The organism is Mechercharimyces mesophilus (assembly GCF_059818345.1).
Genome location: NZ_JCBAPH010000001.1, coordinates 463,121 through 478,393, shown reverse-complemented (window position 1 = coordinate 478,393; position 15,273 = coordinate 463,121). Strand labels below are relative to the sequence as shown.

The window sequence follows — 15,273 nt, the reverse complement described above, 5'->3', positions numbered from 1 at the left end:
AAAGCAAGTGCTCTCTCGCCGTGCAAGATAGCAAGAGATTTTATCTCAAGGCACGTTACCACTTCATGATTGCGAGTCATTCACCCGATTATCACCGTATATTTTATCCTTCCTTCTTCGCTATCGGTGCTGTACCCAGCACGGGTTCCACCATTTTCATAAAAAATTGTACAAGTGGTCCTACGAAAAAGGTAATGAAAAGGGTTCCCAATCCGATCGGCCCGCTAAATAGCAAGGCCAAGATTAGAGCCACCACTTCGCCAATCGTCTTGGACATGCGCAAACTAAAACCGGTACGTTCGTGAATGGCATACATCAGCTTATCTACTGAAGTAGGCGCAAAACGGGCTTGTAGATAGATGGCTACGCCCAATCCAATGACCATCATACTAATGAAAAAGAGGAACAGTTTTTGCCAATAAACATCTGGTTCCCAAGGTATCAGCCACAACCATCCGTCAAGCACAAACCCCAACAAAAAAAGCGTTCCCATCGCCAACCAGTCAAGATTTTCCCACAAGAGTAGGGCATTCACCAATACCAGGACAAAGCCCACAATAATGACCCAAGTCCCTACAGTAAAACCAAATTGACCATGCAAACCTACGTATAAAGCATCCCACGCTCCAGTCCCTAATTGGGCACGAATCGCCAGGGCAATCCCAAGCCCAAGCGTGCTCAGCCCCACTACATAAGAGAGGATTCTAATCATCCATGGATTCATTCTCCAAAGGACAGCTCATCCGCGTCAAATAACCAATAGATAATACAAAAACCGTAGCTGTCCTCTATTCACCTTCCTTTTTCCGCTATCAGCCATTATAGAGCAAAATCCAAGCGCGCGCATCTGTCGAATGATTAGCAATTTCCACTCCATGCGGTATTCCTTACACCATGCTACAAAAAAGACGGTGTTTTTATTACAATGGGGCAATACGCTCCAGTTCGGTGCAGCAGGCACAAAAGTTGCAGACGGAAAGCAAAATGACCCTTTTCCCTCTCTAGAAAATGGTATAATGGAAGAAGCAGAAAAGGAGGAAGCACCGATGGAACTTACCTTTCTCGGTACGGGTGCAGGGATTCCTTCCAAGGAACGGAATGTCAGCTCTCTTGCCTTACGAATGCCCGAATACGGTGGACAAACTTGGCTGTTCGATTGCGGAGAAGCGACACAACATCAAATTCTTCATACATCGATTAAACTGAGCAAAGTGAATCGTATCTTTATTACTCACCTCCACGGAGATCACATCTTCGGTTTGCCGGGTGTATTGGGAAGCCGCTCTTTTCAAGGGGCAGAATCCCCTCTAACGCTGTATGGCCCTCAAGGAATCAAAGCTTTTATTGAAACCGCGCTCGCCACTTCGCAAACCTATTTGCGCTATCCCTTAGAGGTAATCGAATATACGGAAGCAACGCAATGGGATACAGATGATTTTCATATCACAGTCCGCCCTCTCCAACACGGAATCCCCTCTTATGGCTTTCGTCTTCAGGAGAAAGATCAACCAGGTAAACTAGACGTAAAGCGGCTAAAAGAGTTAGACATTCCACCAGGTCCGCTCTACAGCCAGCTCAAGCGAGGAGAAGATGTCCGCCTGCCTAATGGACGTCTACTGTGTGCAGAAAGTGTCGTTGGTCCAACTAAAAAGGGGCGTGCGATCGCCATCTTTGGCGACACCCGTCCCACGGAAGAGGAAAGTGACTTGGCCCATAACGCCGACGTTCTTGTTCACGAAGCCACCTTTCGGCATACAGAGGCGGAGGTCGCCCATCAGCACTTTCATACAACTTCCGGTCAAGCCGCCACCCTCGCAAACAACTGTCAAGTAAAAGCGTTAATCCTCACCCATATTAGTTCACGTTATCAAGAAGAAGTAGGGAACCTACTACAAGAAGCAAAAGAAATTTTTAAAAACACCCATCTTGCGCATGATTTATGGACTTATACATTTTAGAACGTCGATGTCCATCGTCTCCATAAAAACATCTTAAAAGGGATCATGAGGAAACCTCCTCCAGATCCCTTTTTAAAATGTGCTCATCTGTACTTTTTTTTCCTTGCGACAATCGCCGGACGGAGAATTTTATCATCTCCATATCCACGCGACTGTGTATCCGGGTTATTAATAACGCCCATCACAACCAAAATGGAGAGAATAGCATTAACGATCGTTTGGAATTGTTCGGGTATTACTTCTATCCCAAATAATTGAAGTAAAATGGGGATAAGTGCTGCGATCGATGCCCATAGTCCATAGTTTCGCAGGCGGTTCTTCCAGCTCATAGTAGCCTCCTTCTCTCTCTAAAATTATTGCTGCATCGCATCTCCAACGACGTAGTGAAGGTTAGCCGAAGGGCAAGCCACTGTTTCGTATATCCTCTTCCTGTTCATCCTTCACTTCTTTTTGTTCCGTCGACATGCCGTTCAGCTGAATCTGGCCTTCTCGCCAAGCGAACAACAGATGCTTTACCAAGCCACTAAAATTGGTGGTTCGCTCTTCTGAAAAATAATACAATTCTCTTTCCAGCGGATCAGACATATTAAAGCCCACACGCTTTATTTGTTGTTGCATCTCACCATCGCCTTCCCTACTTCATAAAATCCACGCACATTCGCCATCTGCGGTTCATCCAAGGTGAACGCATAGGGAAAGTGCTCCTGCAAATGTGGCTCTACTTTGGGTGCCACGCCGCCTACCATCATCACCATATCCTTGGCATTCCATTTTTTCGAGACGGTACCTGCAATATGATCCGCCATCTCTTCCACGTTGGCGTCACTGACCGTTTCCCACCCGATAGGTAGCGTCCCTGAATCACGGTCGATAAACACTTTATCCTTGAAGGTAGCGTAGTTGGTCGTTTTCGCTCCTACATCAACAATGCGCACCAATCCCATCCGAGGGGCAGTAAAGAAAGCACTCCCTCCTTCGATCGTGATATAAACCCGTTCGATCATGAATTTGCGTAGCTGACCATTAATGGCCACTTCATGCGTTCCTTCTAATAAGCGGCGGAGAGCCGTTCGTTCGCTTTCATTGTAGTTTTGGATGGGCAGACCCATAATCAATTGTATTCTTCCCGTTCCTCCCGCTAAATGAATGGCTGCCAGCGTTAAGAGAAGAGTCTCTTCCACCACTTTGGTGTCTTGCATCGCTTGCCTGGTGAATTCTCCTTCACGCTCTGCCAGTGTTCCGATAAACCAGCGTCGATCTTTATACAAAAGCTCAATATCCCCTTCAAGTTCTTGTCGAAAGTTACGCTTGCGCCAGGTACTTATTTTACTAGGGAACATAAACACTTTTTTTTCTGTCATCACCTTAACATGACTGCGTCCACAGTCTACAGCAATTATCATAAACCATCCCTCCAATACATGCATATGCCTCCTTGTTTTTCGTTATTCTACCTCGCACACGCTTATTTTTATTTGCTCTAGCGAATGCCTAACCGTTATAATAGTACATAGGAGTTTTATAGAGTGCTTATCCTATCTGCTCCTAAGAGACAAGCAAATAGGAAACAGGCTAATCCAATCGATCTAGTATATAAGGGATGATACCATTGGCTTACTTGACTAACTTTTTGATGATTTGTCTTGGCTGGTCATTTGTCTGTTTAGGGTTTCTTGGTTTATTTCTCCCTGTCTTGCAGGGGTTCTTGTTCCTGTTCATTGGCTTTGCCATCTTATCCAAACGATCAAGCACAGCCAATCGCTTCCTTTCCTATCTGAAAAAAAGATTTCCACGACTAACGAAACAGTATGAACATTTGCAGAAGCACAAGCTTTATCAACGTTTTGTGAAACGATTCACGACCAAACATCATGCCGTTCCGAAAAAAACCCTTCGATGAACATGCTTCGAAGGGTTTTTTTCGTTATATTCTTATGTGCAAAATCTTATTCCTTTATACGGGCAACCGCTAGACCATCCCCGATTTGCAAGAGAATAGAGTCAAAGCGATCGTCAGTCGCGATCGTCTGATTAAATTTACGCATCGCTTTAGTGGCAGGGTCATCGCTTTCCTCTTCCAGTACACGTCCATTTAATAGCGCATTATCTGCAACAATTAATGCACCTGGATTGGACAGCTTGACTGCTTGTTCTAAGTAGTGAACATAATTTTCTTTATCCGCGTCAATGAAGAATAAATCATATGTTTCCCCTTGCTGTTCAAGCTTTTGCAAACTTTCGGACGCATCGCCTACATGGTAATGAATTTGGTCACCAAGACCGGCACGCTGTACATTGTGAGCAGCGACTTCTGCATTCTTCTCATTAATCTCCAACGAATCAATCTGGCCTTCCTCAGCCAGTGCTCGCCCCATCCAGATGGTGCTGTATCCGCCTAAAGCCCCGATTTCAAGAATTCGTTTGGCCCCTGACATTTTGACAAGCATATACAATGTCTTTCCCACAGCTGGTGGAACAGAGATTTGTGGCATCTTATGCTCATCCAACACAGCCGGTATAGAGCGCAGAACCTCATCTCCTTGAGCAAATAAAGAATCAATGTATTCTTTTCTATCCATTAAACACCCTCCTCTTCTTCCTTATTCTCTCCTACCAAGGGGGGAGTTGTCTAGCTCTTGTACACCTTTCGCTAAGATATCACTTCGCAGATGAGGAACCCTTGCTCTAACGAAAAAACCTACCGAAATCGGTAGGGAATACAAGCGATTATGGAGCGGATGACGGGAATCGAACCCGCGCTGCTAGCTTGGGAAGCTAGGGTTCTACCATTGAACTACATCCGCACAAAGTTATACGCAGTCGCCGGCCACTTGCTACTTTCGTACGTGACCCTTGGGGCTTCAATCCAAACGACCTTCTCATGACTTGAATCATAATCGTAGCATAATATCCCTTTTCATGCAAGGATAAATCCACACACTGGGAATTCGTTGTTCGATTATCACGTGGCAAAGCGTATGCGAAGAATGACGAATAATAACAGACATTTTTCTAGAAAAGTAAGGAGGGCGGACAATGATGTTTCCTCCCTCCCTTTAGTAAAATGATCCTTAATAAACGCGAAATGGGGCGATGAGAAAAGAAAGAACCAAAGCGGCTACTCCCACACCAACACCCCACCAGCCAAGTCCACTCCCTTGACGTGCACCAATGAAACCAAGAACGATGCCGACGGGGGCGAGAAAATAAGGCAAGAAGAAAAAAGCTAAAATCGAAAAAATAAGTCCTCCGATCGCCAGTCCTCGTCCCTCTGTTCCAGACTCTGTCTGCTCGGTTGCTTGATTCAACTCTTCTTCATCGTGAAAATCGCCTACTCCACGTTGCATAGGCAAGGCAACCTCTTGAGCCGCCTCTACATCATCTTCGCGAGCAGGGTTAAACTCTTGATCCAACTCCTCATTCGTCGCTTCTCGTTCTGCTTTCTCTCGTCCTTCTTTCTTACTCATTCCTTTCACCCCTTTGACCAGCCTGTACTTGTAGTATTGGATAGTGAGGGGGACGTTATTTTGACAAGTTTCTCCTTGTCACCTTACCTACCCCATGCTAAGATGATGAAGCGTGATCTCTCCACCACGGACATCTTCTTGACTTTTATGATCCATATAATGAAACAATAGAACAATTACCCAAAGAATATCTGGAGATGAGGGATGGATAGTATGTTAGACTGGCTTGACGCTCTTGTAGAAATGTTAAAAGAATATGGTGCCTGGGGACTAGGATTGGTTTCGTTTGCTGATTCTTCTTTCTTTCCTATTCCACCTGATTTCATCTTGATTCCACTCTCCATCGCCAATCCCAACTACGCTTATTGGTACGCATTTATCACAGTTATTACTTCTGTAGTGGGTGCATTGTTTGGTTGGTGGGTCGGAAAGCGATTGGGTCGTCCCGTATTAGTAAGATTTTTTGGAGAAGATCGGGTCGTACAGGTAGAAGGGTATTTCAACCGCTACGGTGGCTTCGCCTTGTTTGTCGGTGGATTAACCCCCATTCCTTATAAAATATTTACGATTGCTTCCGGCGTGTTTACTGTCAAAAAACGCGAAGTGGTTTTTTGGTCCACTTTGGCTCGCTCCATTCGCTTTTTTCTCGAAGCATTCATTATTGTTATGCTAGGAGGAGAGGTTGCGGAAGCTTTTATCGCGGACAACTTTGCTTGGATTACCATCACTCTGGCTGCAGTTATCTTAATAGGGATCCTGCTCTATCGCAAATTAAAAAGTCAACGTAAACAAGCCTAAAGAGAATTTCTTTAGGCTTTTTTTCTTTGTTGAAGAGAGGAAACCGCACTCTCTCCAGCGAAGAAAAAAGAAAATCATCAGCTTTCGTGAGGAGGAAACCTGTTGCGCCGCTATGTGTGTGCAAGTATTGCTAATGTATGGTGTTCTCCAGATTCCCCACGCCCTCAAGATCAGTTGTCACTTGAACCCACCTTTGATCCACAAGCATGGCTAAAGCAGTTAGATGAAGTTGATCTCAGTGGACGCCTCCACTTGCAAGGGCGACTTGAAACACAGCTGCTTCTCGGTGAATCAGTCGAGGTCCTCTCTGTACAGGGAGAGTGGTGCCAAGTTTCTATTCCTAAGCAGTTTGTATCCTCAGAGGAAAGTGGCTATCGTGGCTGGTTGCCTCTCTGTCAATTAACCGACCATCCGGACAATGAACGGCTACGTAGCCAACATCCACTGACATGCGTCCTTTCCAAAACCAGTCTCCTAACGCTAGACGGAAGCCGAGAGCAAATACCTATCAGCTTTATGACTTCACTTCCTTGGATCGGTGAACTAGGGGATGAAACCATGGTCTTCACACCAACAGGAAAGATAGGACGGATTCCCAGTAGGGATGTAACTTTGTTCGACTATGCTAACCAGCAACCCGTCCAACCGGCTCCCTATCGCCTTCAACTAGCAGAAAAATTTCTTGGACTTTCCTATCTTTGGGGCGGAACGTCTGCTTTTGGCTTTGATTGTTCTGGATTCATGTACCGTCTATTTGCCGCTGGTGGTATCCAACTTCCACGGGATGCTTCGGTACAAGCACAGTGGGGAGAAAGCATTCCCTTAGAGGAAGTTGCTCCAGGGGACCTTCTTTTTTTCGCTCATCAACAGGGGCAAGGTAAGATTCATCATGTTGGAATGTACATGGGCAATAGGCAATTTATCCATGCTCCAAAAACGGGAGAAGCTATTCAGATCACATCACTACTGCAGTCCCCATATCAGCAGGAAATGTGCCTCATTAAAAGGTATAGCGGATCGGAATTTTCTGATTTAAGTACTTAGAGAAGTCGGAATAATCTGTTCTAGCAAACGATCCTGCAACCACTCACCATGCTGTTCATCTAATAAATGATTGAGAAAGAACGAAAAAATCCACTGGCATTCGCCATTCTTCAAAACATATCCAGAAATCGTTTTTACGTCCCGCAGTGTACCTGTCTTGGCCTTCACTTCGATACCGACGGGCAGAGGCAACACTCGATCTTTTAACGTTCCTGTCTTTCCGTAGCTTGCTAAGCTATGAAGAAGTATGAGTTCCTTCTTTCTCCATACCCGCGTGAGCAAGTCGACCATTTGCCGAGGAGAAGACAGGTTGTGCACCGATAAACCCGATCCATCTCGATAAGAAGGAGGTGAGCTTATTCCCCAGCTTTCAATGGTGCGGATCACTCTTTCCCTTCCTCTTTTTGCTTCTCCCTCACCAAGCGTTTTTAAAAGCACTTCCGCAATCAAATTGTCGCTATCCCCGTTTACGTCTGCAAGCAAATCCGCCAGTCGCGGTGAACAATGTTCCCAAATCAGCGGGAGGTTTATAGGAAAAGGAACCAACTGCGCTCTATTCTCCCTTTTCATTGTAATCCCTTCGTACGCCAGCGCCGCTCGTACTCCCTCCGCATAATAACGGAGTCCCTCAGCAGCCAAAATCAATTCTGGGTGGAGTCGATCGATTGTTCCCTCGATGAGGTAACGATCACTGGAAAGAGGAAATCGTGTTACACTGATGTGCGCTTTCTCCCCTGGCGTTGCCCATTTTATCTGTTGATGGAGTTGGATGTTTGGTTTCCAGGGAGACGATACGGTGAACTCAGGAACCTCCTGGTCTGGATTACACGCTAACGGAATCCGATTACGATCAAAATTAAGAGCATGGATAGGAGCCGCGTAACCCAGGGATAATTCATCCCACTTCCAGCCCTCTCCCCAATGGATCGGCTCAAATGCAGCGTCATCCAGATAGATATCCCCACTTATTTCGCGTACGCCACTCTCTCGTAAGCAAGCGGCCAGCTCGCACATGTTCGCATACGAAAAAACAGGATTGCCACCGCCCTGTATCCAGAGCCCTCCCTCGTGGTCCAATCCCGCTTTGGTATTCCATGTATAGGTTCGTCCTAATTCCTCCAGAGCAACCGCAGTCGTCCATAATTTTTGATTGGAAGCCGGAAGAAACCAGCCCTCGGCTTCTTTTTCATCGACCGGCGAACCCAGCGATGAGTAAAGGGCCCAGCCAACCCGCGCTCCCCACTCTCCTGTCTTCTCTCTCCAGTGATGGAGAATGGCCTCCCACTTTTCATGGAACATAACTGGTATCTCCTTCCCTTATCTGCGATACACGTACTGTTCCAGTTGCGCAAGACGGCTTAATATTTCGCGCATGGTCTCTTCCATATGAGCATTATTTCCTTGCGGTTGTGGACTTTGTTTTTGCGAGCGCAACTGCTCTTTTAAATCCTTGTTTTCTTCCACCAAATCTTCAAAATTCTTGATAATAAGATCCAAAAATTCATTTACTTCGCTTACATCATACCCTCGGATCGACGTTTTAAAGTCCTTTTGGAAAATATCCATAGGTGTTATTTTTTTCGTCGCCATATGCGCTTCCTCCTATCAACCATCCAATCATATGCTACGAACATAATTTTATCATGAATAGAACAGACTGAAAATCAAAATTAGGCGATTTTTACACCTAAAATCACAAAATGATAACGAATAAAGAGAAAGCGGATTTTGATAAACTCCAAAACCCGCCTGTGTCACGAGATGAATCCGGTCTACCTCTTTATAAGTTAGGAAAGGTTCGCTTCACCATATCCATAAAGTTTTCTCTTAGACCTTCAACCGGCTTACCTGCGCGCACATCTTTAGCATAGTCGGCCATTTGCTGGATGAAATCAGGATTTGCCGAAACATATACCTCTTCGATACTGGAATCTACTGCCTTCACCTTGGATGAAATCGTGTCCTTCAGTTTTTTCGTCATCTTTCCATTGTATTTTTCGGCTAGCACGACGGCAACATAGGCAACCTTATCGGTGCGCATCACCGTGGCCGTATCCACTTCTTTCATGTCTGCAACCACATCGGCCATATTTTCAGCTATGCGCACTCTTTCTGTGGTTGTTTCGTTGTTATAGCCCACAGGAGATCGCGTGTCACGGGGTTGACGTGTACGATCCATCGGACGATTTTCAGCCGCGCCTCGTTCCGTGTATTTTACCCGGGTTGTATTGTTTCGATTGTAACCCGCTTCCTCATCCTCATTGGTACCATTGCCACAACCTGCAACTCCTACCACAAAAACTGCTACAAGGGCACTTATCATCCATTTTTTCGCTGTAAATGGCACTCCTCTTCCTCCTTCAATCAAAGATTACTTGTAGTTTGTCGCGAGCAAGTGGAGCTATACAGAAAAAAACTGGTGCCCCATAAAGGGTACACCAGTTTTTTATTCATACGATGGCAGTCCATCGCCTCTCACCAATGCGATTAATCTTCGCTGGAGGCAAGGAATAAGAAGACAAAGCGGAAGAGTTCCAGCAACGCATACAAGGCCGATGCCACATACGTAAGGGCGGCAGCATTTAACACCTTGTTGACCCCACGTTCTTCCACGTTGCGAATAAATCCGCTTTTGACCATGATGGTCTTAGCGCGTGAGCTAGCATTAAATTCTACAGGCAGGGTAACCAATTGGAACGCCACTGTCGCCGCAAAGAAGATAATGCCGATTCCAAATAGGTTCATAGCTTGGAACAAGATCCCCGCAATGAGCAAAAACGGGGCAATGTTCGATGCAAAATTAACGACTGGAAACATCCGATGGCGTAAGACTAAAGCCCCGTATGATTCTTTATGTTGAAGGGCATGACCACATTCATGTGAAGCAACAGAAATAGAGGCAATCGAATGCCCCAAATAAACCGGCTCCGACAAACGCACCACACGATGAACTGGATCATAATGATCCGTTAGCTTGCCTCGAACCATCTCGACGGGCACATCCGTCAAACCGTTTGCATCCAATATGCGGCGTGCCACTTCTTGTCCGGTCATTCCCGAGGAGGCAGGTTCTTTCGACCATTTTTTAAAGTTTCTTTTCACTTTAAATTGTGCCCACAATACCAAAATAAAGGCACCTATTGAGACAAACAGCAGCAGAAAAGCAATTGCACTGTATCCCATTATTATCCCTCACGTTTCTATCGATTCTTCATGGTTCAAAAAATCGAGATCTCTTTCTCTTTACCCATTATACCACATTGGTAAAGGAATCGATTTTTCATCATTTTTCCAATAGACCTTGTTTCTTTTCAAAGTGTGCCTTTACAACACCGTTAGGATGCAAAGACAAATTGCAAAATCATCCCGCCGACCAAGACGAGGAAGAGGAACAAAACAATCCACAATCCTTTATTTGATTTACCCATGGTAACCGCCTCCATCAACCAATCTATACTATCAGATTAAACGAACATCTCTCAAATGTAAACGCTTTTTCTTGCTTAGCCTTCTCTCGAAAGATGACCTAACAAGCAACAGCAATGGAAGCATGGGTTCTCTAGTTTGAATGGAGACATTGATCGTATAAAAATAATCAAGTGGAGTACAGAAACCGTTTCGAATGGAAATAATCCCACTTAATCGGCTTAATGAGGAGGGCTATAACTTAGAATCATAACTTGATCCCTCTCTTATCATAAAAAAGCCACCCCATCCGGGTGGCAAAACCATTCCCAAAGCAAAGAATGCTCTCTCACTGACCTTGGATAAGGGTTGAAAAGCAATTTCATCCGATACCATATCAATCAGGGTTCTCTTGTATCTATCCTACCCACGTAGCTACAGTCCCACCTCTCCTCCACTTGCACCGCGGGGTCCTCTGGGCCCCCTCGGTCCACGCCGTCCTCTCGGTCCGCGTGGACCTTGCGCTCCGGTTGCACCTAATGGACCGGTTGCACCCGTTGCTCCGGTTGCACCTGTAGGACCCGTTGCGCCTACCTGCTCTCCTACTTTTATAACAAAAGCGTCCGAATTTCCACCAAACTCCGTCTGAAAAGCACGATCGGTAACAGGAAAATTCCCCGACCCCGTCTGTCCAACAAAGTATGCATCTCCATCTTCATCCACTGCAGCACCAATTCCAAATTCCGAACCGCTCCCCCCCAAATAAGAAGAGAAGGAGAGACCCTGACCCGAATAACTCAGCTGGGTGATAAACGCATCTTGAATTCCAGCCAGGTTGTCTTGAAAAGCATCTGGGGTAATCGGAAAATCAGCGGCTCTAGTACTTCCTGTCACCCAAGCCACTCCGAAAGTATCCACTGCAATATCACTTCCTGACTGCATGTTACTATTGTCACTCCCACCTAAAAAGGTAGAGTAGATCAACGTACTAGCCATTGGATTTAACTTCGTAACAATTGCATCACTAAGACCTGCTAACGTCTGTTGAAAAGCATTGCTCGTTATCGGGTAATCACCGGAGTTCGTTTTTCCTGTTACGTAAATATACCCATTGTTTATATCAATCCCGAGTCCATTATCATCATCGGATCCTCCTATTAAAGTGGAAAACACCAAGGCAGAGCCAGAAGCATTAAATTTGGTGACGAACACATCGTCATCACCCGCTAACACCGTCTGAAAAGCACCAGAGGTGACAGGGAAATCTGCCGATCCTGTTGAGCCAGTAACATAAGCTTGGTTGCTATCATTGACTACGATATCATTTCCCTGATCTGAACTACTTCCTCCTAAATAAGTCGAGTATAGTAGAGACGATCCTGTCGTACTAAATTTAGTAACAAATGCGTCAGCTGATCCCCCTAGCACGGTCTGGAATGCACCCGAGGTAACAGGAAAATCAGGAGAAAGAGTACCTCCCGCAACATACGCGTGGTTCGTTACATCAACACTAATACCAAATCCAGCATCTACACTACTTCCTCCCAAGTACGTTGAGTACAAAAGAGCGGTTCCTGTGTCATTGAGCTTCGTTACAAATGCGCTATTATTGGTTCCCTGTAGCACAGTCTGGAACGCACCCGAGGTCACCGGATAATTCGTCGAATTCGTCTGTCCTGTTACGTAGGCATTATCTGACGCATCCAGTGCAATATGATTACCATCATCTCTGTTAAATCCCCCTATATAGGTAGAGTAGAGAAGGGAGCTTCCCTGTTTGTTGAATTTACTAACAAATACATCAAAGTTCCCTAAATTTGTTGTCTGAAAAGCCCCTGAAGTGATCGGAAAATCATTCGATGCTGTTCGACCTGTGACGTAAGCATTTTTCGCAGAGTCGACTGCAATCCCATTCCCGGTATCGCTATTAGAACCCCCTAAGTAAGTGGAATAAAAGACGACGGGATCAATGACCAATAGCTTTGACGGATCGTACGCTGTTCTCTCCATACAAAATCCAACTGATCCATCGGCGAATATCTCAAATTGTGTTAGAACCGTTTTCATTTCTCTTCCTGAACCCTGAAAGCTGACTGGCTTTCTTTCTAAGAGAACACCCTCTTGCGCTTGAACAAACAACTCGCCCTGTTCGTTCAACCTGACATTGGCTCCACCCTCATACCGTAACCGAATATCTTCCACACATGCTCCAGGATGAACCATGACATCGTACTTTAGCTGATCTCCCTGTCCATAAAAAACCACATCTATCTCTGGCCAAACACCTTCGTAAATGACCTGCTGGTCCACTATTTTAGGGACAACTCCTTCACGTGGACGGACAAATTGTAAAATGACTTCTTCCGATCCACCTAGCGTAAACCGGACTCCCTCTGGCAGAAACGTGAATTGCATCCCTTTCCCTTCCACCACAAACGTCTTCCTCTCCTCCCCATTCTCCGCACTAGGGTGAAACCAGCCCATTACCGATCCAACTTCCTTCAGCTTTTTCAATGCATATCCCTCCGATGAATATCACTAGGATGCTTTATCCTATGATTGCCATTCTTTTCCGGTACAGGAATATGCCTACTAAATTGTCATGTATGCGTCATTCGCTTCCAAGAGAATGATCTCTACATAGATTCATTTCTTGTGGGAGAGATTGAGGAATAAAAACAGAAACCAAATGGACAAAACTCACTTGGAGCGGGCATACAGGCAAAGAAGATAACATTGGTGAAAATCAAAAATTCGAAGTCAAAATCGAGTTGAGGTAAAAAAAGACCGGACATGGGTGTGATGCGTACCACCTTTGTCCGGTCTTCAATGAATATTGTTCATGAAGCGATCAAACCGTTTGTTGCTAATATGGTCTCACTCTTAATAAATGAAGGCGAAATAAAGATTGAATTCCCATGATTTTTGTTATGAATGATCACAAGAGCACAGATAAAAAAGGAGGAGATACGTGTGGAAAAAGGAACTATCATTGGACTCTATAATGCTCTTCTTAATCAATGTTTTCCTCCATGAAGATCGTTTATCTTAGTACTATGGCTAACTGTGCTTCTGCTAGTATTAAATATTCTCGTGTCCACAATGAGATGTCTCCATCACGTAATATTTCCCTTATATTAGTCTGGGCGGCGACCAATTGTGGAATGGCCCAAGATGGAGTCGCCCCTCTTCGTGTTAACACCGATTCTTGGCCCAGTTGTATAAGGCGCGCACTTATTTGACCCGATTGGGTCAAAATAAAAACTAAATGACCGTGTGCTTCAGATGTCTTTCCCACCACTTCTATTGGTTGTGTCCCTTGTGCTGCACCCCGTAATAACGATTCAATTCCCAATATATTTGATAAAATGCTTTTGGCAACTGATATATGCACATACACATTGAAAGGTAATGGTCCTTGTCTCAATATATCTGTTGATATATTTAGATTCATTTGCTATCCTCCTTCTTTTCTCTCTTTTATTCTATGTAAATAGAATATTTCCGTGCTCGACTTATGACGGTGTGACTCTATCCCTCTTAGCACGGTGGACACAGATAATTGTCACGTATCGTCATCGACTCATGTACCTTCATCCACACCTGTACTTGTCCATGGCTAGTGGTTTCTTACAGATTGACCTCCTCTTCACACACAGTAGACAAGTGACGCCTTATTATGGCAAAACAAAAACACCCTCATCATAAGAGTGTTCAATCATGATTACAAAGATTAAACCCTGTTTCTTCCTCCGAAAGTATTTAAGCACTTCAACAGAGAAGAAGACTTTTCTGCTATTTATCGTTTATGTTTCAATACGAAGTTGTCATATTCAGCTTGTAGACAATCCATTTCCTTTCTAAGTTCATCAAGCTTTTTCTTATCACCCATCAACATTTCATTTTTTGTTTTCCTCATATTATCGATGATTCTCTTGTGCACATCATATGGAATGCCATGCAAATATTCATCCATCCATATCCTGAACTCATCCATACTTTTCACTTGTTCAGGCAATTCGATGGATTGATACTCTTTCGTCCTTTTATATAAGGTTCCTCTCAATGCCCCCAGGAGCTCATCATATTCACCTTCTTTAATAGCAAAAGGCTCCCATTCCGCCATCCTTGTTTTTACTCCGCTCAATAAAATTTCGTTCATGATATTTATTGGAGGAATGATATTTCCCTCCAGTAAATCGATCTCGACTATAAAATCCAACAAGGTGTCATTTTTCATTTCAAAAGACCCTTCAAATTCGGGAAAAACCTGATAATGTACTTTTCGCATCTACTTACCTCCAACTACACTACAAGTATTAATACGGACCATCCATTTTCACTTTAGATTTTTGCTCAGAACGTTAGCTATAATCTACATTCGATCACACTACCATAATAGCACGGCCTTCTCGGTAAGGCGTGACATAATAGATAAGATCGTCGAATTACCAAAGGCGATTATATTGAACCGTCTCAAAATGACTTAATTTACTCGATTCTTGGTTAAAGAAATATGTCCGATATCAAGTTTCGTAAAAGGCATTTAACAACTACACACTGTACATCGATTTATACCTTTCATTACGCATGGGCAACCT

Annotated in this window: 17 protein-coding genes and 1 tRNA gene; 4 read left to right on the top strand and 14 right to left on the bottom strand. The window is 44.5% G+C overall.

The genetic code is table 11. The features are described from left to right. Window positions 1-103 precede the first annotated feature (103 nt). Complete coding sequence (locus AC6RGY_RS02490; protein WP_499859505.1) at window positions 104-712, bottom strand: YczE/YyaS/YitT family protein; 609 nt, start codon at window positions 710-712, stop codon at window positions 104-106. 334 nt (window positions 713-1,046) lie between these two features. Here AC6RGY_RS02490 and rnz point away from each other — a divergent pair, with 334 nt between their 5' ends. Continuing rightward, window positions 1,047-1,958, top strand: a complete 912-nt coding sequence (gene rnz, locus AC6RGY_RS02485) for a ribonuclease Z (protein ID WP_499861429.1) — start codon at window positions 1,047-1,049, stop codon at window positions 1,956-1,958. An 83-nt stretch (window positions 1,959-2,041) separates the two neighbouring features. Here the strand turns inward: rnz and AC6RGY_RS02480 are convergent, their stop codons facing one another. The 3 genes from AC6RGY_RS02480 to AC6RGY_RS02470 all read right to left on the bottom strand — a co-directional run bounded on the left by AC6RGY_RS02480 (window position 2,042) and on the right by AC6RGY_RS02470 (window position 3,361). Beyond that, the gene (locus tag AC6RGY_RS02480; RefSeq protein WP_499859504.1) at window positions 2,042-2,287 is read right to left on the bottom strand and encodes a phage holin; all 246 of its coding nucleotides are present in this window, start codon (window positions 2,285-2,287) and stop codon (window positions 2,042-2,044) included. 61 nt (window positions 2,288-2,348) lie between these two features. After that, window positions 2,349-2,576, bottom strand: a complete 228-nt coding sequence (locus AC6RGY_RS02475; RefSeq protein WP_499859502.1) for a hypothetical protein — start codon at window positions 2,574-2,576, stop codon at window positions 2,349-2,351. Next, window positions 2,561-3,361 (bottom strand): ParM/StbA family protein, encoded by an 801-nt coding sequence (locus AC6RGY_RS02470; RefSeq protein WP_499859500.1) that lies wholly within the window; start codon window positions 3,359-3,361, stop codon window positions 2,561-2,563. Before AC6RGY_RS02470 ends, AC6RGY_RS02475 begins: the two co-directional genes overlap by 16 nt. Window positions 3,362-3,567: 206 nt before the next feature. Here AC6RGY_RS02470 and AC6RGY_RS02465 point away from each other — a divergent pair, with 206 nt between their 5' ends. Further along, entirely contained in the window at window positions 3,568-3,858 is a 291-nt protein-coding gene (locus tag AC6RGY_RS02465; protein WP_499859498.1) for a PGPGW domain-containing protein, read from the top strand. 46 nt (window positions 3,859-3,904) lie between these two features. On the opposite strand, the gene AC6RGY_RS02460 is transcribed toward AC6RGY_RS02465, so the two are convergent. From AC6RGY_RS02460 to AC6RGY_RS02450, 3 genes are all read right to left on the bottom strand, one after another. Next, entirely contained in the window at window positions 3,905-4,537 is a 633-nt protein-coding gene (locus tag AC6RGY_RS02460) for an O-methyltransferase (protein WP_499859497.1), read from the bottom strand. A 151-nt stretch (window positions 4,538-4,688) separates the two neighbouring features. Beyond that, a tRNA-Gly gene (locus AC6RGY_RS02455) sits at window positions 4,689-4,762 on the bottom strand. A 267-nt stretch (window positions 4,763-5,029) separates the two neighbouring features. Further along, window positions 5,030-5,425, bottom strand: coding sequence for a DUF4190 domain-containing protein (locus AC6RGY_RS02450; protein WP_499859495.1), 396 nt, complete (start codon window positions 5,423-5,425; stop codon window positions 5,030-5,032). Window positions 5,426-5,629: 204 nt separating this feature from the next. Here AC6RGY_RS02450 and AC6RGY_RS02445 point away from each other — a divergent pair, with 204 nt between their 5' ends. Next, complete coding sequence (locus tag AC6RGY_RS02445; RefSeq protein WP_499859494.1) at window positions 5,630-6,223, top strand: YqaA family protein; 594 nt, start codon at window positions 5,630-5,632, stop codon at window positions 6,221-6,223. Between the two features lie 102 nt (window positions 6,224-6,325). After that, the gene (locus AC6RGY_RS02440; RefSeq protein WP_499859493.1) at window positions 6,326-7,267 is read left to right on the top strand and encodes a C40 family peptidase; all 942 of its coding nucleotides are present in this window, start codon (window positions 6,326-6,328) and stop codon (window positions 7,265-7,267) included. Here the strand turns inward: AC6RGY_RS02440 and dacB are convergent. The 7 genes from dacB to AC6RGY_RS02405 form a co-directional block, all read right to left on the bottom strand. Further along, window positions 7,256-8,566, bottom strand: coding sequence for a D-alanyl-D-alanine carboxypeptidase/D-alanyl-D-alanine endopeptidase (gene dacB, locus AC6RGY_RS02435; RefSeq protein ID WP_499859490.1), 1,311 nt, complete (start codon window positions 8,564-8,566; stop codon window positions 7,256-7,258). The genes AC6RGY_RS02440 and dacB overlap by 12 nt on opposite strands. An 18-nt stretch (window positions 8,567-8,584) precedes the next feature. Continuing rightward, entirely contained in the window at window positions 8,585-8,857 is a 273-nt protein-coding gene (locus AC6RGY_RS02430) for a DivIVA domain-containing protein (RefSeq protein WP_499859489.1), read from the bottom strand. 190 nt (window positions 8,858-9,047) lie between these two features. After that, window positions 9,048-9,614, bottom strand: coding sequence for a YhcN/YlaJ family sporulation lipoprotein (locus AC6RGY_RS02425; RefSeq protein WP_499859488.1), 567 nt, complete (start codon window positions 9,612-9,614; stop codon window positions 9,048-9,050). Between the two features lie 140 nt (window positions 9,615-9,754). Continuing rightward, the gene (locus AC6RGY_RS02420; protein WP_499859486.1) at window positions 9,755-10,450 is read right to left on the bottom strand and encodes a zinc metallopeptidase; all 696 of its coding nucleotides are present in this window, start codon (window positions 10,448-10,450) and stop codon (window positions 9,755-9,757) included. A 657-nt stretch (window positions 10,451-11,107) separates the two neighbouring features. Beyond that, window positions 11,108-13,186, bottom strand: coding sequence for an SBBP repeat-containing protein (locus tag AC6RGY_RS02415; protein WP_499859484.1), 2,079 nt, complete (start codon window positions 13,184-13,186; stop codon window positions 11,108-11,110). A gap of 529 nt (window positions 13,187-13,715) precedes the next feature. Beyond that, window positions 13,716-14,126 carry a hypothetical protein gene (locus tag AC6RGY_RS02410; protein WP_499859482.1) on the bottom strand — a complete coding sequence of 137 codons (411 nt, stop codon included), beginning with the start codon at window positions 14,124-14,126 and terminating at the stop codon, window positions 13,716-13,718. Window positions 14,127-14,471: 345 nt separating this feature from the next. Then, window positions 14,472-14,912 carry a hypothetical protein gene (locus AC6RGY_RS02405; protein WP_499859480.1) on the bottom strand — a complete coding sequence of 147 codons (441 nt, stop codon included), beginning with the start codon at window positions 14,910-14,912 and terminating at the stop codon, window positions 14,472-14,474. Window positions 14,913-15,273 lie beyond the last annotated feature (361 nt).